Source organism: Comamonas sp. wu1-DMT, from assembly GCF_040187805.1.
GTDB classification, from domain to species: domain Bacteria; phylum Pseudomonadota; class Gammaproteobacteria; order Burkholderiales; family Burkholderiaceae_C; genus Comamonas; species Comamonas thiooxydans.
Map to the genome: position 1 here is coordinate 12,354 of NZ_JBANEM010000032.1, position 25,400 is coordinate 37,753.

The window sequence follows — 25,400 nt, forward strand, 5'->3', positions numbered from 1 at the left end:
CGTAGCAATGTCGCAATCTGATGGGCTGCGCTCTGACTGGGGACTGGGATCGCGTCTGGCTGCTGCAGTGCTGGGCGGTTATGCCGTTTCCAGTGCCTGGGTGGTTTTATGTGGTGCGATGAGTCAATCTCGTGTGGAGACCATTCTGGGGGGCATGCAGTCTAGCTGGCTCTGGTACGTGGCTGCCGTGATTTGGGCTTTTTCTCCGGCATCGCCACGGCGGATATGGGGCGTGCTGGGCATCGTGATGATCGGCATGCTCCTTGGCACCGCGGCGTTGATCTTCCTGAAGGGACGCTGATGCAGCCGGCAAAGAAGGAATCGGGCGCAGGCAAAGGCAGCTTCCGGCAGGCTCAGGCATGGTTGCACACCTGGTGCGGCTTATGGTTCTCCTGGCTGCTGTATGCCGTTTTTCTGACGGGTACCCTGGCCGTCTTCGAGGAGCCCATCACCCATTGGATGACTCCCGAGCATCATGCCCATGAACAAGCCGAGGCCAGGCAGGCAGGCACCGTGCCGCAAGCGCAGTCTTCCCTGCGCCAGCGTCTGCAATGGGGTATGGCATATATGCAGCGGCAGCACCCTGGCGCAGACATGTGGGAGCTGTGGCCTGCAGACTCCCAAGGGGGCGGGGACTTGCGTGTCTACTGGTTCGATCGCGAGGGACAGTATGCGGCGGCCCAGCTGGACCCGAAGTCCGGAAGTGCCATGGATGCCTCTGAAGCTCCCAAGGTGCGCCAGACATCGGGTGGCCATCATTTCGTGGACTTCCACTATCAGCTGCATGCAGGACAGCTCGGACTCTGGATTGTGGGCATCGCCGCGCTTGCCATGCTGGTGGCACTGGTCAGCGGAGTGATTACCCATAGACGAATCTTCAAGGACTTCTTCACCTTCCGCGCTCGCAAAGGGCAGAGAAGCTGGCTGGACATGCACAACGCCGTGGCGGTGCTGACGCTTCCTTTCCAGTTCATGATCGCCTATACAGGCATCGCCATATCCTGCGCGACCTTCATGCCTGCCGGCATTGCGGCCTACTTCGGCAGCAGTGCCGAAGCCGTCAAGTCTTTCCAGGTGGCGCTGAATGAACCAGGCAAGCCACAGCGTTCGGGTCAGGCCATGCCTGTACCGGATCTGGAGTCCTTCGTGCTGCGCGGGCAGGCCTTGATCGGACAGCCCGTGCGGGCTGTGGTGATCGACTACCCCGGAGATGCGGCTGCGCGTATCGGCGTCTATGGCTGGAATGATGCCGACGATCTGAGCAAGCGTCTCAGCCCCAGCAGCGGCATGGCCATGTTCTCGGCCGCTACTGGAGAGTTGCAGCAGTTGCGCTTGCCCGGAGGTATGGATGGCGGTGCGGCATCACTCGCGCAATCGGTGATCGGCGGGCTGCATATGGCGACTTATGGCGGGCTGCCGCTGAAGTGGCTGTACTTCATTTGCGGGCTGGCCGGAAGCGCCATGATGGCTACGGGGGCGATTCTCTTCATGGTCAAACGGCGGGGGAGGCATCAGGGGGAGTTTGGCTCCAGCACCTCCAAGGTCTACCGGATGATTGAAGCCGCGAATGTGGCGGCCATCGCGGGACTGGGCATCGCCTGCGTGGGATTTTTGTGGGCCAATCGTTTGCTGCCTGTCGAAATCTCGCAACGCTCCAGATGGGAGCTGGTGGTCTTCTTTGCGCTGTGGATTCTGGCTCTCATACATGCGCTGCTGAGGTCGCCGCCACTGGCTTGGCGCGATCAGATGGCAGCACTGGCTGTGCTTTGTCTTCTGTTGCCCTTGCTGAATCTCCTGACGACTGGAGAGCAACTTGCTGCATACCTTCTCGATGGCGACTGGGAGAGCGCGGGGGTTGAGCTTTTCGCCCTTGCTGTCGGAGTGGCGGCGGCCGGCGCCTGGGCCTGGATGCGCAAGGCATCGGGCCTGAAGCCCGTGCGAAAGCAAATGGCTCGTGAATTGTCGGCTCGTGAATTGTCGAAAGACCTGCCTGCGGCTGCGGACGCAAGTGCCGCTAAGCAAGGGAGCCTGTCATGACCTTGTGGCAGTCATCCTTGCAGGCCTTTGCTCTTTCGATGGGAGGCATGACGGCTCTGGCTTTTGCCATGGACCGCCATTACGCGCAATTGACATCTCTGGACGAGGTGCCGACAGCGCATCGCATGGCGCTGCGTGTGCTGGGAGCATTGCTTTTGCTGGCCGTCTGCCTGCCTGCCATGCGTGGGTGGAGTGCAACGGTTGGCAGCGTGCTCGTGCTGGGCTTCTGGAGTCTGGGGGCTCTCGCGACGGTCGCGGGGCTTTCCTGGTCGGCTCGACACCTAGCGGTGGCGGCCGCCATGACGGCGCTGCTGGGGGGCGTCAGCTGCCTCTGGTGACGGATCCCTTGAAGCCCGCAAGGCTTCTGATCTTCAATCGCTCCAACTCATACCGTGGCCATGGGTTTCAGCAGCGACTGCGAATTGTTTTCTGGAAAGTGCAACGTTCATGACGGTGGGACAAATCAAACGCTGGGGCAGCCTCGGGCTGCTGCTGGTCTGTGCTGGAGGTATTGCCTTGTGGTGGGGGAGTCGGCCCAGGGTCGAGTACCAAAGTGTTGCGGTGCAGCGCGGCGATGTGGAGTCCACCGTCACTGCCATCGGTACTTTGCAGCCCAGAACCTATGTGGATGTAGGGGCGCAGGTCTCGGGTCAGATCACCCGTTTGCTGGTCAGTCCAGGAGCCAGGGTCGAGAAAGGCGCATTGCTGGTGGAGATCGACCCCAGCGTGCAGCGCGCCACGGTGGATGCAGGCAGAGCATCGCTGGCGAGCCTGCGAGCCCAGATCGCGGAGCAGCAGGCGCAGCTGAAGCTGGCCGGTCAGCAGTTGAAACGACAGCAGCAACTGGCCGCCGAAGAGGCTACAAGGCAGGAGGATGTGCAGATTGCCGAGGCCCAGGTCGCCGGGGCTGCGGCGCGCATCGACCATCTCAAGGCTCAGATGCAGCAAACACAGGCCAGCCTCAAGGCTGACGAAGCGCGTCTGGGCTATACCCGCATCTATGCACCGATGTCCGGTACGGTGGTGTCCGTCGATGCGCGTGAAGGGCAGACCTTGAATGCGACCTATCAGACGCCCAATATTTTGCGTATCGCAGATCTGACTGCCATGACGGTCTGGACGGATGTGTCGGAAGCCGACGTGCGGCGTGTGAGAGCGGACATGCCCGTTTATTTCACGACTCTGGGGAGTGCAGGTCAGGAACAGGCGCGTCGGTGGAACAGCCGAGTGCGGCAGGTGCTGCCTGCGCCGCCGGCAAGCGTTGCCTCCGCAGCAGGCAATGCGGCGGCGCCTGCGGCGGCCACCAAGGCCGTGACCTATACGGCATTGTTCGACGTGGATAACAAGGATGCGGAACTGCTGCCGCAGATGACGGCCCAGGTGGTCTTTGTCACCGGTAGCGCCGAGCAGGCCTTGACGGTTCCATTGACAGCTCTTCAGTCTGAGAAAGATCAGCAATCGCAGAGCGTTCGGGTGCTGACAGCCAAACGGCAGCCTGAGCAGCGAAACGTGAAGCTCGGAGTACGAAGTCGCCATCAGGTGCAGGTGCTTGACGGCGTGGCTGAGGGCGAGCGGGTCATCGTCGGCGAAACCCTGATTCCTGGCGGTCTGCGGTGGTTGCAATGGTGAGTGCGATGGAGCAGGATCCGCTGATTTCGCTGCGTGGCATTCGCAAGCACTATGGCGGAGTGGGCGAGCAGCCGTCGGTGACCGTGTTGCACGGCATTGATCTGGATATTCGCGCGGGTGAGTATGTGGCCGTCGTCGGCAGCTCCGGTTCGGGCAAGTCCACCTTGATGAATATCCTGGGTTGCCTTGATAAACCGAGCGAGGGTTGCTATCGGTTTCAAGGTAAGGATGTGTCCACGCTGGACTCGGACGCCCTGGCCTGGCTGCGTCGCGAAGCCTTCGGTTTCGTGTTTCAGGGCTATCACCTGATTCCCAGTGAAAGTGCCTCGGAGAATGTGCAGATGCCTGCGATTTATGCAGGCCTGGCCAAGGAGCAGCGGGTGCAAAGAGCCCAGCTCCTGCTCGAGCGTCTGGGGCTGGGGTCGCGCCTGGGCAATCGCCCCAATCAGCTGTCGGGCGGTCAGCAGCAGCGCGTGTCCATTGCACGGGCGTTGATGAACGGCGGCCACATCATCCTGGCCGACGAGCCGACAGGGGCTCTTGACTCGCATAGCGGCGCCGAGGTGATGGCTTTGCTGCGCGAGCTGGCCGATGCGGGACACACCATCATTGTGATTACGCATGATCGCGACGTTGCGGCTCAGGCAAGGCGTGTCATCGAAATCAGCGATGGACGTGTCGTCAATGACAGTGCTCCCGATGGCATTCAAAGCCGAGCAGAGGTTCCTCCGCTGACCCCGCAGCGCAATACCGCAACATCGGCAATATCCTGGGTGGCTGAGATTTCCGAAGCTGCACGCAGTGCCTGGCGCGGCATGCGCATGAACCGGGTACGCACCAGCCTGACCTTGCTGGGCATCGTGATCGGTGTGGCCTCGGTGATCGTCATGCTGGCCATCGGTGAAGGCGCACGGCGCAAAGTGGTCGAGCAGATGGGCACCATGGGAACAGCCATTCTCTATATGGGCAGCAAACCACCGGCCAGCGGTGGACCCGCGGGCCAGATCACCGAAGACGATCTGGCCGCCATGCGGGAGTTGCCGGCGATACGCAGAGTCATGCCCGTCATCGGAGACCCTGTCACGGTGCGCTATGGCAAGGCCGACAAGCAGATCTATGTGTTTGCAGCCAGCGAGGAGATGCCGCTGGTTCACCACTGGAGGGTGGCCCAGGGGCGCTACTTCACGGATGTGGAGGACCGAGATCTGGCTCCGCTGGTGGTGATAGGGCACAAGGCGCACCAGCATTTTTTCCCAGAGGTGGCCAATCCATTGGGGCTGCAGCTGATCATCGGGAACTCGGCGTTCGAAGTCATCGGCGTCATGAGCGAGCGTGGGGCTGACTCCGGCGCCCAGGACTATGACGACATGGTCTTCATTCCCTATCAGTCGGGGCGTGCGAGAGTCTATCAAGCGCAGACACAGCCCGATTACGTGGTCGTGGAGGCCAGCTCCTCGGAGCAGGTCCATGAAGCCGAGGAATCGATCCGCAGCCTTCTGCTGGCGCGGCACGGGGGGCGGGAGGACTTCGGCATCGGCAATGCAGCAGCTCGTATTCAGGCTGAAGCAGCAACTCGCCAGAGCATGGCCGTGATGCTGGGGCTGATTGCGGCAGTTTCACTGGTGGTCGGTGGTATCGGAGTCATGAACGTGATGCTGATGACGGTGCGCGAGCGGACCAGGGAGATTGGCATTCGCATGGCAGTGGGGGCTCGCCAGCGTGACATCCTGCGCCAGTTCCTGACGGAGGCCAGCATGGTGACCATCGTGGGTGGGGGCGTCGGTCTGCTTGCGGGGCTGGGCATCGGAATGACGCTTCTTGTCTCGGGCGTACCTGTGATTTTTTCGGTGAAAGCCATGTTGGGGGCATTTGCCTGTGCGGTGCTCACTGGTCTGGTTTTTGGCTTCATGCCTGCCAGGACGGCGGCGCGTCTGGAGCCCGTGCGAGCATTGGCGGGAGAGTAGGCATGTACAAATGGAACGCAGTGCTGGCGGCTCTTGCTCTGGCTGGATGCGCGACAACGCAATCCAGTAACGAGACCCGGGGAATGTCTCTCGATATTCCTCATGCCTGGGCGCAGGAGCAGGGGGGAGAAAACGAACAAGTCAGCGCCAGTTGGTGGCACGGTTTTGGCAGCCCGGAGCTCAGCGCACTGGTTGAGCAAGCCCGGACTCAAAGTCTGGATGTGGCGGCTGCCGTCGCGAGAGTGCAGCAGGCGGATGCCCGGGCAACTTATGCACGTGCGGCCCTGGTACCGGATTTGAACGCAGATTTCGGGGCCACAAGATCTGCAGCGATGGACAGTCATACGGAAAGAGACGCCAGCACTTGGCGAGTGGGTCTGTCGAGTAGCTACGAGCTGGATTTCTGGGGGCGTCAGCGCGCCTTGAGGGATGCGGCCGAGTCGGGCAGACAGGCCAGTGTCTTCGACCGCGAGACAGTGCGTCTGACGGTCACTGCCTCAGTCGCCCAGGCCTGGCTCCAGTGTGTGGGCTTGCGCGAGCGCGCTGAGATTGCCCGGCTCAACCTGGAGATTTCCGAGCGGCTCTTGAAGCTGGTCGAGTCCAGAGCCCGTTATGGGGCAGCGACCTCCGTGGAGCTGGCTCAGCAGCGTGGCCAGGTTGCTGCACAGCAGCGTGTTGTGGCCTTGCTCCGAAAACAGATTGCAGACGCACACGCGGTGCTGGCATTGCTGTCGGGGCAATGGACTATGGATCTTGTGGGCGAGACCAGTCTTTCGAATCTGGCGATTCCAGGCGTTCGCCAGGGTACGCCTGCGGATCTGATAACACGCAGGCCGGATGTGGCGAAAGCGGAGGCTCAACTGCTCGCGGCGGATGCGAATCTTGCCGCTGCCAGAGCAGCCATGCTGCCCCGCGTGACGCTGACCGCGGGCCTGAGCTCCGAGAGCGAAAAGTTCAGCAGGCTGTTGGAGAATCCCCTGTCTTCTCTGGCAGCGGGAATTCTGGCTCCGATCTTTGATGCAGGGCGACTTGCGTCGAACCGGGAACTGGCTGCAGCGCAAAAGCAGGAGCTTGTGATCGGCTACCGCAAGGCCATTCTGCAAGCCTTCAATGATGTTCAAACTGCATTGAATGCGGTTGACGGCGCAGAAAGACAGGCGGTGGTTCAGGCGCAGGAAGTGGCTCAGGCCCAGAGGGCTCTTTCGCTGGCGGAAAGCCGATACAAGGCCGGGGCGGACAACTTGCAGACCTTGCTGGATGTGCAGCGTGTGGCCTATCAGAGCCGAGACCTGGCAGTTCAAATACGACAGGAGCGCCTTCAGGCAAGCATCGCGCTTTACAAGGCCTTGGGAGGAGGCTGGAGGCGATTGCCGGAAGGGCCCGAGAGTTGAGGGGCCTGAGCGTAATGCAACGGTTGAGGGCAGCAGGGCTACGTCCAACCGTGGCCAGAATTGGCGTGCTGCAGGTCCTGCAGAGTTCCGCTCCCGATGCGCTGAGCAGAGACGAGATCTATCGTCAGCTATATCTGCGGGGAACCCCAGTCAGTGTGGGAACCGTCATGCAGGTGGTGGCCCAGTTGAGCAAGCTGGGGGTGGTGCATCACAACGGCAGGCAAGGTCGGGAGTCTGGCTACCTGCTTCAAAGTTGAGTGACTCTACAACAAGACTTCCAGCTGCCGGGGCGGCATTCGCAGTCATCCGGCGATCAAAGGGCCTTGTTGCATAAATCGGCTGAGGCATGCATGCGAGACCGCGCGACCTGGCAGCCCATGAGCAAGCCACCGCGGGCGAAGTACCGCACGGCCGGCTGTATTCAGCGAGGCGGCGATCCAGTTCTGCCTGACGCTCAAGTGCATGTTCGGTCTAGGGCTACGACAAACGACAGGCCTTGCTGAGAGTCTGGCTTGATTGGGCTGAACCCGATTACAGCACCTTGTGTAGTCGCCAGAAGACCTTGAGCGTGACCATCCCCGCACGTCCCAACAAGACGGGCCAGCACCTGCTGATCGATGGTACCGGCGTGAAGCTGCTGGGCGAAGGGGAGTGGAAGACCGAGAAGCATGGCGCTGACTATCGGCGACAGTGGCGCAAGGTTCACCTGGGTATTGATGTACAGACGCTAGAGATCCGCACCATCGAAATCACGGACAACGCCATTGGCGATGCGCCCATGCTGCCGGAACTACTGGCCCGGATGCCACCTGACGGCCCGTGTGCTCGGGAGCCTATGACACCAAAGCTTGCCACGAGGCTATCGCCGGTCGGCAAGCCGCAGCGATCATCCGGACGCGCCGCAATGCGAAGCCGTGGACCGATGCCAGAGCGGGAGCACAGGCCCGCAACAAGTTCCTGAGAACGACGCGCAAGCTCGGGCGCACGATCTGGAAGAAATGGAGCGCTTACCAGCGCCGCAGCCTGGTGGAAGCCAAGATGGGCTGCTTCGAGCGGATGGGTGAGCGGGTGATGGCCCGAGACTTCGATAGACAGGTCACGGAGCTACAGGTCCGTGCGTCCATCCTCAACAGGTTTACCAGCCTGGCAGCGCCCGAGACTGTGCGCGTGGCATAACCGCCCCTGGGGTAAGTGGGGACTTATCCTCATGCCAGGTTATGCAACAGCGCCGATTACGTGCCTGCAACCAGCGTATACACCGCATAGAAAGGAACTCCGGTTAGTACCTTGAATGCCGGCTGCAGCAGTTTGTAAAACAGGTTGTAACTGCCCATCACTTGTGCTTCGGATTGCAGCGACAGACGGGAATGCGGTGCGGTGAGATCAGCCAGCTTGCGCGGGCCCCAATTGAACTCAGCGGCAGTATGCTTGACCGAGGTGTGATGCTTGGCGCGGCCGATCACGAGCCAGCACATGACGTCAAAGGTGAAGATCGAACCGGCCGGGGCACGCTCGCCGAAGGTGGCGAGCACGGTATTCACGGTGGTTGGCTCCAGGTACATGAACACGCCTTCGCTCATCAGCAACACCGGATCGGCATCGCGGCTGGCGGGCAGGCCGAGGCGGTCCCACCAATCAGTGGAAGCAAGGTCCAGTTCCGCCAATGCGTGGCGCTCGTTGCTTTTGGGCAGGATCTTGCGGCGGATCGCCATGACTTCGGGCAGATCGGCATCGGTCATGCACATCTGGCCGTTGTCGATCCATTGCAGGTAATCGCTTAGACCGCAGCCCAGGTTGACCACATGCGCATCGGGGTGGCGGGTCAGGAATTCGCGGGCCTGATCGCGAAAACGCTGGGTGCGTGCCAATGTGCCGTAGACGCTCTGACGATCGCGCAGCCATTGTTGGCCGTTGTCGCACATACGCGCCAGCGCGTGTGCAGCGTTGCGATCATCTACCGCCATGTGCGGAAACAGAGTGCCGCCATATGCTCTTGCCGCGAGCGGAATCCGTAGGGTCGAGGGCACGGCAGAGAGGGTGGGTGTTTCAGTGCTCATGGCGGATTGGCCACTGATTTCGGTGTGCGGCTGTAGTAACGTTCAAAGGCGGCACTGAAGCTGGACAGGTGCTGATAGCCGACCTGGTAGGCGACGGTGGACACATGCAGGCCGCTTTCCAGTAGGTCCCAGGCTTTTTGCATGCGGATGTCGATGAGCATGCGGTGTGGGCTGGTACCAAACAGCTCGCGGAAGCCCTGCTTGAGCTTGAATTCATTGGTGCCGACGGTGGTGCACAGCCAGGCGATGGTCAGAGGCCGGGCAAATTCGCGCACCATGATGTCGCGGGCATGCAGTATTCGTGTCTGGTCATTCTCGCGTAACTTGCCGGTGGTGGTGATTGGCAGCCGGAAGATTCGGGTTTGTTCTGCAAGAAGACTCAGCGCGGCGATATGCAGATCGAGCACACCAGCGTCACTGCCATGCAGATGCACCAGTGACTGGGCCAACTGTCGTGTCGCTCCACTGTGCAGGCCGAAATGCAGGTTTCGGGCCGTATGGTCGTTGCGCACACCATCCATCAGATGTTCCAGACGATAGCGTCGCAGCAATGGTTCGCTTGCGATGAGGCGCAATTGGCGAATGGGCCGATTGGCAGGGAAATGCCGCTCTCCACGGACGCTGGAGAAGGCTGCCATGGTGCTGTGGCCCGCAATGAAATCGAAACGCTGACCATCGACACCGATGGTGCTGGATTCGCCTTCCAGCGCAATGGTGGTGGTCAGAGATCGACCGTCCCTTTCCATGTTGCTGCATTCCAGCAGGTCGTGGCTTGGACGATAGTGGGTATAGGCCAATGCCAGACCGTCGTCCAGGTGGCACATGTCGGTTGTGCAATCGCCAAGCTCATCAGGCAGTTGCGAACGCAGCCAGATGCCTTGGCCAAGGCGAGAAGGTGCGTCGATGTCTGCGGCATTGAATCGGTAGGCCATATCTCCACCTCGGTTTCGATTCTCTCCTTCCAGCAAATTGGGTCCGCTCCGAAATGCCAAAGGAAAAATCCGGATCGCCTAAATATTGAATGATAGTCATTCGCAAATAAAAATTATAGTGGCTTCAGGCGTTTTGCGCTGGATTCGTCATCCCTTTTCTCCTTGGCCACCACATGAACCACTCTCACAGCGCGTTGAATCGCGCGCTCCTGCTTACCTTGCCAATGCTCGCACTGCCTGTAGTTACAAGTGCGCAAAACCTGCCCGAATCCGCTATTTGCAGCGCCGTCGCTGAATTGCCCGCAGTCACTGTGACTGCTGACAAGACTGAGCGACCGTTGGAGAAGGTAGCTGCCAGCGTGGCAGTGATCGACGGCTTGGAGCTGGAGCAGTCGCAGGTCACGGGCATGGAGCAATTGGAGGGGCGGATACCGGGGCTGTCGTTCCAGCCCTTCGGACAGGCCGGGCTGAATGCGCCCGTCATGCGCGGTTTGACGGCCAACTTCAATACATTCTCCACGTCGACACTGCTGCTGGTCGATAGTGTGCCGGTACATACCGCGCAGGGCTTCGAAGATGCGATGCTGGATGTGGATCGGATCGAGGTGCTGCGGGGGCCGCAATCCACACTCTACGGTCGCAATGCCGAAGCCGGGGTGATCGCAATCCACAGTCTGCCGATGGACAACACGCCGCGTGCCAGGGTCTCGGCCGATATCGGCAGTCGCAACAAGCGTGGCCTGCGGTTCTCGCTGAGTCGCCCTCTGGTGGAGGATACGTTGTACGTCAGTATTTCGGGTTCGTGGCTGAAGCAGGATGGCTTCATCACCAACACCTACACCGGTGGCAAGGCGGATGACCGGGAGCGTGGAAACCTGAAACTTGGCTTGCGCTGGACACCCAGCGCTGCGACGGATGCGGTCTTGCGCTATGCAAGGCAGGATTACGACGATGGCGCGGCCTTGTGGGGTGCTCCGGCAGCAGCGCGGGAACATATTGCTTCTGGAACCAACAGTTGGAATCGCTCGAAAGGCCAGTCGCTGGCGCTCGATGCGTCTCACGCTTTCTCCAGTGGGCTGCGCCTGCGTTCGATCACGGCGTGGAGTGATTTCACCGATGACATCCAGCAGGACACGGATTTCATGCCGGCCGACATCACCCATATCCGCCGTGACCATCGGCTGCGCATGTTCTCACAGGAATTTCGATTGGAAGGCCAGCTGGGCGCAGCGGACTGGCTTGCGGGCGTCTACGCCGATCACAATGACACCGATCTACACAATGTCGGTCGCCGGATGATGCGGGTGGAGGACCTGCGTGCCGATCAGAAAAGTCGGACGCTGGCCGTGTTCACGCACTGGAACCTGCCGTTTTCTGACGCATGGAGTTTGTCTGCCGGCGCGCGACTGGAGCGCAGCAAGATAGAGATCGCCCCCCAGGGCACGGCGCGCAAGGACCTGGACTGGACCCACTTCTCGCCCAAGCTGGCGCTGCAATATCAGTTTTCTCCAGAGCATCAGTGGTACGTCAGTGCAAGCCGTGGCATCCGGACCGGTGGGTTCAATGCCCTGTCTGCGGCGTCCGACTATGCCGCCTTCGAGCCAGAAAAAAAACTGGTCCTACGAAACCGGCTTTAAGGGTTGGGCCTTGGACAAGCGCCTGCGCTACTCGGCGTCGGCCTACTTCATGGACATCAGGAATATGCAGGTGATGCAGATGCCAAGCCCAGGCTTCATCTACATCACCAGTGCGGCCACGGCCACGTCCAAGGGGGTCGAGCTTGACCTGGACTATCTGCTGAGCAAGGGCTGGCAATTGAAAGCGGGTGTAGCCTGGAACCACACCACTTTTGATCGTTTCCAGGATGGCGCGGCCAACTACTTCGGCCACCGAAACCCCTTTGCGCCTGCACTGACCGGCCACATCGGTCTGCGCTACGACGCGCCGGCAGGCTGGTATGCCCAGGCCAGTGTCGTGGGTGCAAGCAAGGTGTATCTCGATGCGGCCAATCAGTACCGACGTAATGGCTATGGCCTGGTGAACCTGGTTGCGGGCTATCAGCACGGAAACTGGGAAATCGCCGCATATGCCAACAACGTGGCAGACAAGACCTATGACGCCGTGGGCTATCAGAACGGCTTTGTCACCGTCTACAGCCCACCGCGTGAGGTGGGTGTGCGCCTGACATGGCGGATGTGAGGAATAACCGTATGCATTTTTATACCTCGCACCCTCTGCAGCCATTCTGGAATATCGCTGCTGCTCCGATCCAGACGCAAGCCTTGGAGCAGGCGCTGGCGCTCGGCCTCTTCGAGCATTTAAAGCGGGCATCGACCGCCGAAGACGTTGCAGAGCGGCTTCAATTGAACCCGAGCGCCACAGTCGTCTGGCTGGATTTGTTGTGGAGCATGGAGTTGCTGACGCGCCAATGTGTTGTCGGATCGCCGGAATATCCGCACTATGGGACATCGCCACTCGGGCTGCGGCACTTCACTGGAGAGTCTGCCGCCAACTGTGCGCAGGCATGGCTGTATCGCACACGCTTTCTGGCTCGTTTTGCGGGTCAGTGGGAGACGCTGTTGCGTCACGGTTTTGACCCGCAGGGCGAGGCGGCACCGAAAGGTAGTTGGGCACAGGCCGCTCGTGAACAGATTGGACAGGAACAGCGCGTGGTTACGGTGCCGGCCGTGCTGAGTGTGTTGAATCTGTTGCCGCCCCTGCCGCAAGCGGGGCGCCTGCTGGACCTTGGCGGTGGCCCAGGTCATGTCGGCATTGCGTTAGCGCAGCACCTGCCGGGCTGGAGCGGTGTGCTCTGCGATCAGGCCGAGACTGCGGTGGTCGCACAGGAGAACATCGCCGCAGCGGGGATGTCGGACCGGCTCCAGGCTTTGGGCTGCGATCTGAATACGGAAGACATTGGCAGCGGGTACGACCTGATCTGGTGTTCGGCCGTGCTGCACTTCCTGCGTGATCCACAGGCGGCGGTTCGCAAAGCTGCAGAGGCCTTGAATCCTGATGGCCTGCTGTTGATGGCCCATGCCGAGCAGACGGATGATCCAAGCGTGGCGTCGCACGTGCTGCCGTTCTACGGCACGGTCGCGTTGCGCGGCAATCTGTTGCCGCGCCCTGGCGAAGTGGTGGCCATGATGGCAGACGCTGGCCTTGTCGATATCCGGTCGCTGGGTCGCATCGACTTTCCGATGGCGCCCGTATGGCTGCACTTGGGGAGGTGTCCATGAGTGCAGCTACTTTGGTGGCTAAACGCTCCTGGTGGCCTCAGCAGTTGTTGATTGGATGGTTCAACCTGGTGCTGACGGCACCCATCATCTATCTCTTTGTCGGTCTGCCATTGATGATGCGCCAGAATGGCTGGAGCGGCACCGAGATCGGGTTGCTGCAATTGGCCGGATTGCCAGCCGTGCTTAAGTTCGTGTTGGCCACCCCTTTGGACCGCTGGCATCTGGGCAAAGCCAACTACCGGAACTGGGCCATCGTGCTGAGTGCGGGATATGCATTAGCCCTGCTGCTGCTGGCTGCCAATGACCTGATCAGCACGCCCTATCCGGTGTTGTTCGCGCTGGCAATGATCGCCAGTCTGTTGGGAACTTGGGCGGATGTGCCCGTCAATGCACTGGCGATTCGTATCCTGCCTGAGTCCGAGCGTATTCGCGCAGGGGCGATCCGGTCACTGGCGGCCTCGTTGGCGGCCATTGCCGGCGGAGGATTGATGCTGGTGCTGCACACCCGATTGGGTTGGGCCTGGCCGTTCATTGTCATGGCGGCAAGCATCTTGCCCAGCGTGGTTTTGCTGCGCTGGCTGGGCACCAGCGAGAGCCATTTTGTTGCCCCATCGTCGGTCCATGCTGCGCGTGCGGGATTCAGTGAATGGATTGGCTACTTCCGTGTTGCAGAACATCGTGTCTGGACATTGCTGCTGCTGTTCTACTTCCCTGCGATTGGGGCTGCATGGGTGTATCTGAAACCCCTGATGTTGGACCACGGCTTTGCGCAGGGGCAGATTGCCTGGGGTGTCGGCGTGGTTGGCGGCCTGGTCGCGGCCATTGCCAGCTTGCTGGCTGGCCGCATCATTCGAGCCATTGGCGCAAGAATCGCGCTGCCGCTGTTTGCCGTACTGAACACGCTGGCAATGCTGGGACTGGCTGTGGTGGTGATAACCGGGCTGGGCAAGACAGCATTGATGGCAGCTGCGATGGTGCTGGCGTTGGCCATGGGAGCCTGTGCGGGTTTGCTGTTTGGTTTGATGATGAACCACGCGCGGCAGCCCTTGGCGGCGCTTGATTACGGCGTGCAGTCCAGCTTGTTCGTGGCGTCGCGCACCACTGCCCCCCTGCTGGTGGGTATCTTGCTCGACAGACTGGGCTATGGCGGCATGCTGATAGGCTTGGTCATCGCTTTATGCATTGTTTGCCTGTTGGCTTGGCTCAGTCGCGATCGCGTGTTCGTGCACGGCAACACAGACGAAAGGGGACGGACATGAGTGCGTCTCGTTGGCCAGAATCAACGTACGCCATGAAGCATGAAATTTCTTGCTGGCCATTGGTGCTTTCCTTCGCCGTTGGACGATATGCCGGGTTAACGCTCCCACCGAAAAGAGTTGCCTGCTGCGGCAAAAAATGTCGATAGCAGGCAAAAAGCTATACGGATAAAAACCTGGACTGGTTTTACCTGGCCGGACCAGGCTTTGGTCCGCATCTCCGGCGGCGCAGTTTTAGGTGGAGATCAACCGCGATGCAGAAGCCCAGGATAGAAGCTGGCCACAACAGCTCTGGCCAGCCTTTGGAGCTCCTGGCTATGTGGCTCTAAGCTATTGGTTTGCCAGTCTGTTTGCAGAGCAGATTCGGGCCGGGCAAATGTCCTTTCCGTTTCTGGAAATCATGTGCGAACCCGGCAGCTGCAAGACGACCTTGATCCAGTGCTTGTGGAAGCTGTTTGGCTGGGACTATGAAGGCTTCGACCCCAGCAAATCCACGGCCGCTGGGCGCATGCGCACGTTCACGCAGGTCAGCAATCTGCCCATTGTGCTGATCGAGAGCGACCGCGAAACCAAGACCGGCAACAGCGCCCATGTGAAGAGCTTTGATTGGGACGAACTCAAAGACGCCTACAACGGTCGCAACGTGCGGACCACTGGCGTGCGCACTGGCGGCAATGAGACCTATGACCCACCGTTCAGGGCCAGCATTGTCATCAGCCAGAACAACCCTGTGCAGGCCAGCCAAGCCATCATGGAGCGTATCTGCCATATGACTTTCACCACGCATGGCCACACGCCTGCCAGCTTTGAAAGTGCCAAGAAGCTGGAGACCTATGAGATGGAGCAACTGAGCGGCTTTCTGCTGGCATGCCTGCGCCAGGAATCCCAAGTGTTGGAGACCTTCAAGAAAGAAACCGACAAGACCATTGCATGGTTGCTGCAGCAGGACGGCATTCACAAGCCGCGTATTGCCAAGAACCATGCACAGCTGCTGGTGGCCGTCGTGGCCATGAGCCGGCTCATGCGTATGAGCGATGGGCAGCTTGATGCTGTGCGATCGTGCATTGTGGCCATGGCCCAGGAGCGGCAGCGATCCATCAGCGCCGATCATCCTTTGGTGCAAGAGTTCTGGGAATCTTTCGACTACCTCGATAGCATCCCGCTTGATACGGTGAAAGGGCCACTGCACGTCCCGCGCCTGAACCACAGCCGGGACAACCAGCTCATCGCCGTGAACCTGAACGAGTTTATTGAGATGGCCAGCTTGCACCGCCAGCAAGTGCCGCCGCTGGCCGAGTTGAAAAAGGTGCTGCGTACCAGCAAAGCGCGTCGCTTTGTGGACTCCAGCCGCGTCATCAACAGTGCGATCAAGACCCGCAATGCAGGCGATGACCAGGGCAAGGCGGTGCGTTGCTGGGTGTTTGAGTTGGGCGGTTAGACCGATCTTCTCTGAGCCGACTCCGATCTCATTGCCAGCCCCGGAAACGGGGCTTTTTCATGCCCGCCAGCATTGATGAATAAATAAGCATTTTTTGCCAAAACAAAGGGTTAACCCTTGTAAAAATGAAGCTCTGCCAAAATTCCGGGGAGGGGTCGGGAAAAGTGTAATCTGCGTAATCAGAGCAATTACTAACCTGGAGGGCCTTTGCTATCAATGCTTTTGGAGAGGTGCTTGTTGTAATTTTTCCGTAACCTGAGCGTAATCAGATTACAGAATTCAAAGTAATCTCTCAAAAACAGAGAAGCTAATAAAAACAATGGTTTGCGAAGCCGCTGTAATCTGGATTACGCTGAATTACAGAAAGCTGTAACCTACGAAACCCAGCATTCATGCGGGTTTGCAGGCGATTTGATGGGCTGATTACGGAGGTTACGCTTTTCCCGAACCCATCCCGGGAATGGCTGGACAAGCGTGGGTTAGGTGTGCTGTCGGAACCCCGTTGGATGCTGCCCGGGGTTGGCCGGACAAGACCTATGCGCCGGTAATATGAGGCTCATGGCCACCACCAGCAACATCATCATTTTTGCCATCGCGCTCCTCCTGGCGCTTGGCATGGCAGGCCTGACTTACTCGCTGGTCTGGGCGTTATTCAAGGCTGTCGTCAAGTAGGCGCCTGCCGATGCCGATGTGGTCAAGCGTGCCGTGTACGGCCGAAGGCGGCCAGAAGCGGACAGCGGAGAAAAAGGGAAGCTGTCGTTCAACGGTTGAGGTCACCAGTCGTTTTAGGGTCTCCGCTCTACAGAATGTAGGCTATCGCTGGATCAGACATAAAAGGGTTTCAGCGACCTGAATTCGAGATCTTCGGGAAGTGCAGTTTCGTCTCCCGTTTTGACAGCCCGCAGAAATCGCTCAAGCCTTGCTGGCTCGGGCCATTGCTGATCACTACTGAAGTAATCAACGCCAAGACTTGTTAAGACATATCGCGTGCCACTTTTTTTGCAGTCTGTGGGGAAGATGTTGCGATAAATTTTTCAGGTTCGGCCAAAGCGCGAATGCCTCGTTTTCTTTGAAGTCATTTAGTTGCGCAACGATCAGGGCAACGAAGTAGGCTCGGAGATTTCGAGACGACCTATGAGGGCACTTCTCAAGATACCAAAACTGCCGCTGTGCGGTGCTGAGGGGCTCCACTTTCCTTTGCGTAGTTGATGATGCATAAATTTTCATCGCCCTATCGAGAAACGCAGCATCAATCCTCATAGCATCGGTGGCTAGCTCGCTTACCAGTGCATGTGTCTGTGATACCAGTGATGAATCTTTAATCAGTAGTGCACATTCGATCAGTCGATCCTGAGAGGAGCGGGATGCATTCATTGATCCAATGAACGCCGATCTATCGAACGCGATGGCTTTCGCGTGGAGGTTGGAAGACGAATACAACTTGACTCCAGCATCCATAAAAATGCGAAGAACACGAGGGTCCGTAGACCCTGCCTCGAGCGCTCTATCAGATGCGTTGACAACTATCAACGAATCATCGCTTCGAGGTAGAAACGCAGAGGCATCTGTGATGTAAGCAATGGCCGCCGACATCCGCGATGAGACACGTGCTTCACGCTTTATGTGTAGCCAAAGATGGTCAGACAGAATTTCCATTACTGATAGACGAATAGGAGGGTCAACACTGGCATCCAACGTAATGCAGATCGCAACACTCCGTAAATATGGATGACATCTTTGTAGTATCGCTCTGAATGACAGTTTAGGGTCGTGAGCAGCCGATCACATGGCCTGTTCGCGGGCGGACTTGGGTGGCTTCAGAGCACGCTGTCAGCCAAAAAATCGCCGAATTCGTCGTACCCATCTATCTGAAAAATTTCCCGTAATTTCTCGTAATTTTTATACCTCCCCATTTTTGCAGCAAAGCCAGTCCTGATGGCGTTTCGAACCTCGCGACCTTCTCGTAATTTGCGACCCACGAAGCGGGCAGGCGCGGCGGGGGCGTCATGGCGCGCTGCGGGGTTGAGGACCGATCTTCGGCTAAGGCTGGTCGATGCTGTGGTCGCACATCTGAATGGTGCTGGAATGCGGTAGTTCGGTGCCTGGGAGGCGAATACGGCGCGATGCATAGCGAGCCAGCCTCATTTGCTTTAAAGGTGCACCTAGCCCCTGGATGCCTCCATGCCTTCCCCGCCTCGAATTCCGGTTGATCCGGCCGACTGTATCGAGTGCGGATAGCAGAGTCTCTCCCAGTGAGTGGCTGAACTTCAGCGCCAAAAGCTGACTTTCGAAGGCGAGGCAAGTAGCTCAGGAAGGTGTCATTCCCTCATTGGGTCACAATCAGTAATCAAAACACGCAGCACAGGGGGAGTGCATGATTTTTACAACGGACATAGGCCATCTCGACTGCCAAAACATCACGGTGGCCATATGAAAGAGTTTTCTTGGCCAGCTCCTCCCAGGACGCCCCAAGAGTTCGAGGCAATGATGCATGCGATCGACTCTTTGCTGACGCAGGAGGGCCTTACTCCTTTCCAACGGCCTATTCACGTTGGGAGGAAGCTGTGGGAGGCCTTCCGGTGGGGAGGGCGTATGTTTCCTGATGGACGCGTTGCAGACCTGCCCGGATATGAGGGTGACGTGCTCATCGCAAAGGCCAACCGATGGTACGAGCAGACCTACGGTGACCAACTCAAGGGTGACTTCGCTTATGGGTTTGCACCGGTTCGGCTTGGCAACAGCGTCTGGCGGGTCCGGGCTGGCATGATCTTCGGAAGTGTGCGGCTATTCGTGGACAGGAATCTTCAGAATAGGGGTAACAGGACGGTGGCAGGGCCTAGTGCTCGTGAAGCCAGCGCTAACGTCCTTAGCGCTGTTGAAGGACTTACGCAAGGTATTGCAGACCGGTTGTCAGATTCAGCTCTGATCGAGTATTGGGAATTTCATCTCCTGATGCACGAAGCTTTACAGTGGCGTTGGGACTGCCTACCCAAGACAGAACTTTTGAGCATGGCTCATCATGACTACGATGAATGCACCTCGGCGGTCATCGGGCGACGATATGGTCAAGCCCGATGGGCGGCGGAGCAGGCAGTCGAGAAGACGTTGAAGGGACTGTTGACCATTGGGAAGACCGCATTTCCAACCGGTGGAAAAAATGGCCATAGTCTCGCTCACGCAGCTCAACTCCTGAAAGACAGCCACGGCATCAGTTTGAACTCAGGAGTGCTGGCATTGGCGGAATGCTCGCCAGCGGTCCGTTATGGCGAAACGCCGTCCACCGAGGGGCAAGCGTTAACCGCAAACCATGCCGTTCTGACCATACTCAATCAGCTTAGCCAAAGCGAGAGTGTTCGGGTATTGCTTCTGAAGCACCAAGTGTAAAGTGAGCTTTACCGAAGCAACGTCGGAGTGACTCTTTCGTTGATTGCGTTGGTGGATAGCTGAAACCGCTCTGTGGCCACGTTCCGGGACCTGAATTGTCTGTGGCGCCCGCACCTGCTAACTTTTTCCTTTCTTGCTAAGTGCTATGCCAGCTTGAATTGCAGCACGTCGGCCCCTTGGCGCAGCTTGTCTAAGTAGTCGGCCCATTGCTGCAGAACCTTTGCCCGCTCATCGACGAAAGTGGCTCGGTCGTAGGCTCCGTTGTGGGTCTTGCCGCCCACATGGGCTAGCTGAGCCTCGATCACGTCAATGTCGATCTTGAAGACCTCGCGCAACAGGGTGCGGCCAGTCGCACGGTAGCCGTGCCAAGTGTGGATGTCCTTGTAGCCCATTGCGTGCAATGCTGCATTTACGGCGGCTTCGCTCATGGGCTTGGCATGATCTCGGAGGCCTGGAAAGACATACTCGCGGCCAGCCGTTACGGGGTACAGCTTGCGTATGGCCACAACGGCTTGACGGGGCAATGGAACCTTGTGCGGCGCGCCGTTCTTCTTCCCCTCGACATTGCGCTTGAGGTCCGCGCTGGGGATAGTCCAGAGCCCCGCATCAAGGTCTAGATCAGCCCAGCGCATGGTGCGTAGGTTGCCGGGGCGCTGGAACAGTATGGGGGCTATGTAGAGCGCTGTCCGCACCACAGGGCCGCCGCCATAGCCGTCGCTGGCGCGCAGCAGTTCGCCCAGCTTGGCTGGGTCGGTGATGGCTGGGAAATGGCCCTTCTGGCGTGGTTTGAGGGCTTTCTTGATGTCCTGGGCAATGTCCCGTGTGGCGCAGCCTCTGGCGATTGCGTATTGCCAGACTCCTGATGCCGTGGTGAGCAGCCGGTGCGCGCTTTCAACTGCGTCGCGGTCTTGTACGCGCTCACATGCTCTCAACAATTCAGGCGGCTCGACTTCTCCGATCACACGCTGGCCAAGAAAGGGGTACAGGTCTTTCTCCAGGCTTCGGGCTTCGCGGTCGTAGTGTGTCGTTGACCAGCCGGGCCGCTTGTTCGCCAGATAAGCGCGGGACATTGCTTCGACGGTGTTGAGCGCTGCAACCGCCTTGTCTTCTTTGAGGCGTTGCTTGTTCTGGCTGGGGTCTATACCTTGCGCCAGCAGTGCGCGGGCGTCGTCACGGCCACGGCGGGCTTGGGCGAGGGTGATAGCGGGATACACGCCGAGCGCCAGTGTCTTTTGTTTGCCCTCGAAGCGATAGGCCAACCGCCAATATTTGCCTGCCGCTTTGACGTGCAGGTACAGCCCACCACCATCGCTGTGCTTGTCGCCAGCTGCTTTGCCGCTGTGCTTGGTGTTTTTGATGAACGTATCGGTCAGTGCCATGTGGCCCCGTTGGTCCTAGTTGTTGGTATCTGATACTGGCTCTGATTGAGCTATCAACGAAAGTACCAACAAAAAGCTGGGTTGTCCTGCGGCGTGGTGCGATTACTTGCGACAAAGAAAAAAAACCGCTTCCCTATGAGAGAAGCGGGTTTTGAAGCGATTTGACGTTGTGTGCGTCGATGTCCTGGCGGAGGCTGTGAGATTCGAACTCACGGAAGGATCACTCCTTCGGCAGTTTTCAAGACTGCTGGTTTAAACCACTCACCCAAACCTCCGGATGGCAGGATTCTACACAAGGATTGTGCGCCGTTCGGCATTGTGCGCATCTTTGCCTTATCTATGAAAACCATAGCGTATGGCGCTTGCTGTATATCGACTGGCTCACTTTTATCATGGCGTCTGTCATGAGCGTTTGCTGCGCGCGTTACAGGTCGCTGTGAATGAACGAAGGGTTCAAAGCTCAAGGCTCGGCATGGGGCAAAACAAAACGCCCCTGAGGGCGTTTTGTTGCAGCCTCGGGCGGGATGCCCGAGAGATTCCGCAGGATCAGCTGCGCAGTGCGATGGCCTGAGCTGCTGCCAGAGCGGTCATGTTGACCACGCGGCGCACGGTGGAGGAGGGGGTCAGCACGTGGGCGGAGGCCGAGCAGCCCATCAGGATGGGGCCGATGGTGGTGCCATGCCCGCCCGTGGTCTTGAGCACGTTGAACAGGATGTTCGCGGCGTCGAGGTTGGGGCAGATCAGCACGTTGGCTGCGCCGGTCAGCGAGGACTCCAGCAGGGAGTGGCTGCGCACGTTGGCGTCCAGAGCAGCGTCGCCGTGCATTTCGCCATCGCATTCGATGCCGGGGTTGGCGGCGGCGAACAGGTCGCGTGCAGCGCGCATTTTGCGGGCCGAGCCGCGTGTGGACGAACCGTAGTTGCTGTGCGAGAGGAAGGCCACCTTGGGTGGCAGGCCGAAGCGGGCCACTTCGTCTGCAGCCATCTTGGCGATCTCGGCCAGTTCTTCGGCGCTGGGTGCGTCGTTGATGTAGGTATCGGCCACGAACAGCGTGCCGGATTCCAGCATGACGGCGTTCACCGTTGCGAACTCGTTGGCGCCCTTCTTCAGGCCCAGCACGTCTTCCAGATGGGCCAGGTGGCTGTCGAAACGGCCCACCAGGCCGCACAGCATGGCGTCGGCATCACCCAGGTGCACCATCAGGGCGGCGATCAGGGTGTTGGAGCGGCGCACCGCAGCCTTGGCAGCTTCGGGAGTGACGCCGTTGCGGCCCATCAGCTTGTGATAGGTTTCCCAGTACTGGCGGAAGCGGGGGTCGTCTTCGGGGTTGCAGATTTCCACGTCCTTGCCCAGCTGCATGCGCAGGCCGGCCTTGGCGATGCGGGCTTCGATGACGGCAGGGCGGCCGATCAGGATGGGCTTGGCCAGGCCGTCGTCCACGGCCACCTGCACGGCACGTAGCACGCGCTCGTCTTCACCTTCGGCATAGGCCACGCGTTGCAGATTGGCCTTGGCGGCTGCAAACACGGGGCGCATGAACATGCTGGTCTGGTAGACGAAGCGCGTCAGGCTTTCGCGGTAGGCGGCGATATCTTCGATGGGGCGGGTGGCGACACCGGATTCGGCGGCTGCCTGGGCCACGGCGGGAGCGATGCGCAGGATCAGGCGCGTATCGAAGGGCGTGGGGATCAGGTAGTCGGGGCCGAAGGTCAGCTCCTTGCCCTGGTAGGCGGCGGCGACTTCGTCGCTGACGTCCTGCTTGGCCAGGGCGGCGATTTCACGCACGCAGGCCAGCTTCATGGCTTCGGTGATCTTGGTGGCGCCGCAGTCCAGCGCGCCACGGAAGATGTAGGGGAAGCACAGGACGTTGTTGACCTGGTTGGGATAGTCGGAGCGGCCGGTGGCCACGATGCAGTCCGGGCGGATGGCCTTGGCCAGTTCGGGGCGGATTTCGGGCTCGGGGTTGGCCAGGGCCAGGATGATGGGCTTGTCGGCCATGGTCTTGACCATGTCGGCAGTCAGCACGCCGGGAGCGGAGCAGCCCAGGAACACGTCGGCGCCGTCGACCACGTCGGCCAGGGTACGGGCTTCGGTGTTCTGTGCGTAGCGCTGCTTGGATGCGTCCAGACCACCGGGGCGGCCTTCATAGATCACGCCCTTGGAGTCCACCATGTAGACGTTGGAGCGCTTGATGCCCAGGCCCACCATCACATCGACGCAGGCAATGGCTGCCGCGCCGGCGCCGGAGACGGCCACCTTGACGGCGCCGATGTCCTTGCCCACCAGTTCCAGGCCATTGAGCAAGGCGGCGCTGGAGATGATGGCCGTGCCGTGCTGGTCGTCATGGAACACCGGAATGTTCATGCGCTTGGACAGCTCCTGCTCGATGTAGAAGCACTCGGGAGCCTTGATGTCTTCCAGGTTGATGCCGCCCAGGGTGGGCTCCATCGAGGCAATGATGTCGATGAGCTTGTCGGGATCGCGCTCGGCCAGTTCGATGTCGAACACGTCCACGCCGGCAAACTTCTTGAACAGGCAACCCTTGCCTTCCATCACGGGCTTGGAAGCCAGCGGGCCGATATCGCCCAGACCCAGCACCGCGGTGCCGTTGGTGATCACGCCGACCAGGTTGCCGCGCGAGGTGTATTCGGCAGCAGTGGAGGGGTCTGCTTCGATGTCCAGGCAGGGATAGGCCACGCCCGGCGAATAGGCCAGGGACAGGTCACGCTGGTTGGACAGGGGCTTGGTAGGAGTGACGGAAATCTTGCCTTTGACGGGGCTGCGGTGGTATTCGCGGGCCGCATCGCGCAGGGCTTGTTCGGCGGAGGACAGGTTTTGTGTCATACGAAATATTTATCAGCAAGTTGCTTCTCGGAGCTTACCGGATGGCAAGAAGCATTTTGAGTCAGGTCTGTTTTGCTTCAACTATATCGACAACAAACCCCCTGGCGCACTGTGGGGCGGCAGGGGGCTTGGACTGGCGGGTAAGCCAGCGTTCGCTTCGGGCTGGCGTTTAGTGAGCGTCAGCCTCACGTGCTGCGTTGATGGCAGCGCTGTTGTCTTTGGCGGCTCCGTTAAAGAAAAGATTCAATGCCACGGCGGTAATCGAGGACAGCAGGATACCGGATTCAATCAGCGGATGGATGGAATGGGGCATCCACTGACGGAAATTAGGGGCAACCAGAGGAATCATTCCCACGCCGATGGACACTGCCACGATCATGGCGTTGTTCTTGTTGTTGCGGAAATCCACGTTGGCCAGGATGCGGATGCCGGTGGAGGCCACCATGCCGAACATCACCAGACCCGCGCCGCCCAGAACCACGGTGGGCAGGGATTCGATCAGCGCACCCATCTTGGGCAGCACGCCCAGGACGATGAGGATCACGCCACCGGCCACGCAGACCCAGCGGCTGAGCACGCCGGTCACGGCCACCAGACCCACGTTCTGGGAGAAGCTGGTGTAGGGGAAGGTGTTGAAGATGCCGCCGATCAGGGTGCCCAGACCGTCGGTGCGCAGACCGCGGGTCAGTTCGTCCTGTGTGATGTCGCGCTTGGCCATGTCGCCCAGGGCCAGGAACATGCCGGTGGATTCGATCATCACGACCACCATCACCAGACTCATGGTCAGGATCAGGATGGGGTCGAAGACAGGCATGGCGATCTGGAAGGGCAGTACCAGCGTGAACCACTCGGCCTTGGCGACCTTCTCGAAGTTCATCAGGCCCATGGCCACGGAGATCACGCCGCCGATCAAGATGCCCATCAGCACCGAGATATTGGCCAGGAAGCCCTTGGCAAAGCGTGCGATCAGCAGGATGGACAGCAGCACGATGCCCGAGACCGCAGCGCCTTGCAGATCGGCGTACTTGGGGTTGGGCATGGTGGGCAGCACCGAGAAGCCCTTGGGGATGGCGGGCAGCGAGGAGCCGGGAGCGCCGGCCATGGCCTGGGCCTCGGCCAGCCACTTCAGGTGCTCGGGGTTTGGCACGGAAGGGGCGGTCGGGCCCACGGGGTTGCCGAAGATCCAGTTGATGCCCACACGCATCAGGCTGATGCCGATGACGGCGATGATGGTGCCGGTCACGACCGGTGGGAAGAAGCGCAGCATGCGGCTGATGAGTGGCGCAATGAGGATGGAGATCACCCCCGCGCCTATCACCGAGCCAAAGATCAGGCCTGCGCCGGCATTGCCGCCAGTGCTCTGTGCCATGGACACCATGGGGGCCACGCTGGCAAAAGTCACGCCCATCATCACGGGCAGCTTGATGCCGAACCACTGGGTTGCGCCCATGGCCTGGATCAGGGTGACCAGGCCGCAGACGAACAGGTCGGCGGAGATCAGGTGCGCGACCTGCTCAGGGGGGAGGTTCAGGGCACGGCCCACGATCAGCGGCACGGCGACGGCGCCGGCATACATGACCAGAACGTGCTGCAGACCTAAGGCGGTGAGCTTGCCAAATGGCAGAACCTCATCCACGGGATGCACTTGGGATGTCATAAAAACATGTCTCCTCACTCGATATTGGCGTCAGGTTGGCATGCGATTCGCGAATGGCATGCAATCCATACAAAAAGTGTATACAGCTCATAACGCACAGCATCTAGCGGTAAACCCTGCTCAAATTTCAGTTTCTGGATGTGGTGTCAATGGTTATGTTTTCCGCGCATAACCATCTAAGGTAATTACCGAT

19 protein-coding genes, 1 tRNA gene and 1 pseudogene are annotated in these 25,400 nt (G+C 59.6%); 14 read left to right on the forward strand and 7 right to left on the reverse strand.

Annotation, left to right across the window (positions count from 1 at the left end; all coding sequences use genetic code 11):
- Positions 1 to 7: 7 nt before the first annotated feature.
- The 8 genes and pseudogenes from V8Z78_RS25595 to V8Z78_RS25625 form a co-directional block, all read left to right on the forward strand.
- On the forward strand, positions 8 to 301 hold the full coding sequence (locus V8Z78_RS25595) for a hypothetical protein (RefSeq protein ID WP_003074680.1): 294 nt from the start codon (positions 8 to 10) through the stop codon (positions 299 to 301).
- Positions 301 to 2,037 (forward strand): PepSY-associated TM helix domain-containing protein, encoded by a 1,737-nt coding sequence (locus V8Z78_RS25600; protein ID WP_349732407.1) that lies wholly within the window; start codon positions 301 to 303, stop codon positions 2,035 to 2,037. The genes V8Z78_RS25595 and V8Z78_RS25600 overlap by 1 nt, the downstream gene beginning before the upstream one ends.
- Positions 2,034 to 2,375, forward strand: a complete 342-nt coding sequence (locus V8Z78_RS25605; protein ID WP_046462264.1) for a DUF3325 domain-containing protein — start codon at positions 2,034 to 2,036, stop codon at positions 2,373 to 2,375. The genes V8Z78_RS25600 and V8Z78_RS25605 overlap by 4 nt, the downstream gene beginning before the upstream one ends.
- Positions 2,376 to 2,484: 109 nt before the next feature.
- Positions 2,485 to 3,666 carry an efflux RND transporter periplasmic adaptor subunit gene (locus tag V8Z78_RS25610; RefSeq protein WP_349732408.1) on the forward strand — a complete coding sequence of 394 codons (1,182 nt, stop codon included), beginning with the start codon at positions 2,485 to 2,487 and terminating at the stop codon, positions 3,664 to 3,666.
- Positions 3,667 to 3,671: 5 nt separating this feature from the next.
- Positions 3,672 to 5,630 (forward strand): ABC transporter permease, encoded by a 1,959-nt coding sequence (locus V8Z78_RS25615; RefSeq protein ID WP_349732409.1) that lies wholly within the window; start codon positions 3,672 to 3,674, stop codon positions 5,628 to 5,630.
- A 2-nt stretch (positions 5,631 to 5,632) separates the two neighbouring features.
- Entirely contained in the window at positions 5,633 to 7,021 is a 1,389-nt protein-coding gene (locus V8Z78_RS25620; protein WP_349732410.1) for an efflux transporter outer membrane subunit, read from the forward strand.
- 14 nt (positions 7,022 to 7,035) lie between these two features.
- Entirely contained in the window at positions 7,036 to 7,278 is a 243-nt protein-coding gene (locus V8Z78_RS27250; RefSeq protein WP_502878874.1) for a transcriptional repressor, read from the forward strand.
- Positions 7,279 to 7,429: 151 nt separating this feature from the next.
- Positions 7,430 to 8,197, forward strand: a pseudogene (locus V8Z78_RS25625) (IS5 family transposase); the annotation flags it as partial.
- Between the two features lie 56 nt (positions 8,198 to 8,253).
- Here the strand turns inward: V8Z78_RS25625 and V8Z78_RS25630 are convergent.
- Complete coding sequence (locus V8Z78_RS25630) at positions 8,254 to 9,078, reverse strand: class I SAM-dependent methyltransferase (protein WP_349732411.1); 825 nt, start codon at positions 9,076 to 9,078, stop codon at positions 8,254 to 8,256.
- Complete coding sequence (locus V8Z78_RS25635) at positions 9,075 to 10,010, reverse strand: helix-turn-helix transcriptional regulator (protein ID WP_349732412.1); 936 nt, start codon at positions 10,008 to 10,010, stop codon at positions 9,075 to 9,077. The genes V8Z78_RS25630 and V8Z78_RS25635 overlap by 4 nt, the downstream gene beginning before the upstream one ends.
- Positions 10,011 to 10,183: 173 nt before the next feature.
- On the opposite strand from V8Z78_RS25635, the gene V8Z78_RS25640 reads away from it, so the two are divergent.
- From V8Z78_RS25640 to V8Z78_RS25660, 5 genes are all read left to right on the forward strand, one after another.
- A complete protein-coding gene (locus V8Z78_RS25640; RefSeq protein ID WP_349732413.1) occupies positions 10,184 to 11,647 on the forward strand; it encodes a TonB-dependent receptor in 1,464 nt (487 codons plus the stop codon).
- Positions 11,648 to 11,657: 10 nt separating this feature from the next.
- A complete protein-coding gene (locus V8Z78_RS25645) occupies positions 11,658 to 12,209 on the forward strand; it encodes a TonB-dependent receptor domain-containing protein (protein ID WP_349732414.1) in 552 nt (183 codons plus the stop codon).
- 11 nt (positions 12,210 to 12,220) lie between these two features.
- The gene (locus V8Z78_RS25650; RefSeq protein ID WP_349732415.1) at positions 12,221 to 13,249 is read left to right on the forward strand and encodes a methyltransferase; all 1,029 of its coding nucleotides are present in this window, start codon (positions 12,221 to 12,223) and stop codon (positions 13,247 to 13,249) included.
- Positions 13,246 to 14,508 (forward strand): MFS transporter, encoded by a 1,263-nt coding sequence (locus tag V8Z78_RS25655; RefSeq protein ID WP_349732416.1) that lies wholly within the window; start codon positions 13,246 to 13,248, stop codon positions 14,506 to 14,508. Before V8Z78_RS25650 ends, V8Z78_RS25655 begins: the two co-directional genes overlap by 4 nt.
- A 373-nt stretch (positions 14,509 to 14,881) precedes the next feature.
- Complete coding sequence (locus tag V8Z78_RS25660) at positions 14,882 to 15,943, forward strand: hypothetical protein (RefSeq protein ID WP_349732417.1); 1,062 nt, start codon at positions 14,882 to 14,884, stop codon at positions 15,941 to 15,943.
- Between the two features lie 957 nt (positions 15,944 to 16,900).
- Here V8Z78_RS25660 and V8Z78_RS27255 read toward each other — a convergent pair.
- Entirely contained in the window at positions 16,901 to 17,599 is a 699-nt protein-coding gene (locus V8Z78_RS27255; protein WP_502878875.1) for a phospholipase D-like domain-containing protein, read from the reverse strand.
- A gap of 936 nt (positions 17,600 to 18,535) precedes the next feature.
- On the opposite strand from V8Z78_RS27255, the gene V8Z78_RS25665 reads away from it, so the two are divergent.
- Complete coding sequence (locus V8Z78_RS25665; RefSeq protein ID WP_349732418.1) at positions 18,536 to 19,327, forward strand: hypothetical protein; 792 nt, start codon at positions 18,536 to 18,538, stop codon at positions 19,325 to 19,327.
- A 143-nt stretch (positions 19,328 to 19,470) separates the two neighbouring features.
- Here the strand turns inward: V8Z78_RS25665 and V8Z78_RS25670 are convergent, their stop codons facing one another.
- From V8Z78_RS25670 to V8Z78_RS25685, 4 genes are all read right to left on the reverse strand, one after another.
- A complete protein-coding gene (locus V8Z78_RS25670; protein WP_349732419.1) occupies positions 19,471 to 20,706 on the reverse strand; it encodes a tyrosine-type recombinase/integrase in 1,236 nt (411 codons plus the stop codon).
- Between the two features lie 185 nt (positions 20,707 to 20,891).
- Positions 20,892 to 20,981: transfer RNA gene (locus tag V8Z78_RS25675), tRNA-Ser, on the reverse strand.
- Positions 20,982 to 21,252: 271 nt separating this feature from the next.
- Positions 21,253 to 23,550: an NADP-dependent malic enzyme gene (locus V8Z78_RS25680; protein WP_003063708.1), complete on the reverse strand. Its 2,298-nt coding sequence runs from the start codon at positions 23,548 to 23,550 to the stop codon at positions 21,253 to 21,255.
- 169 nt (positions 23,551 to 23,719) lie between these two features.
- Entirely contained in the window at positions 23,720 to 25,207 is a 1,488-nt protein-coding gene (locus V8Z78_RS25685) for a nucleobase:cation symporter-2 family protein (protein ID WP_003063711.1), read from the reverse strand.
- Positions 25,208 to 25,400: the final 193 nt, after the last annotated feature.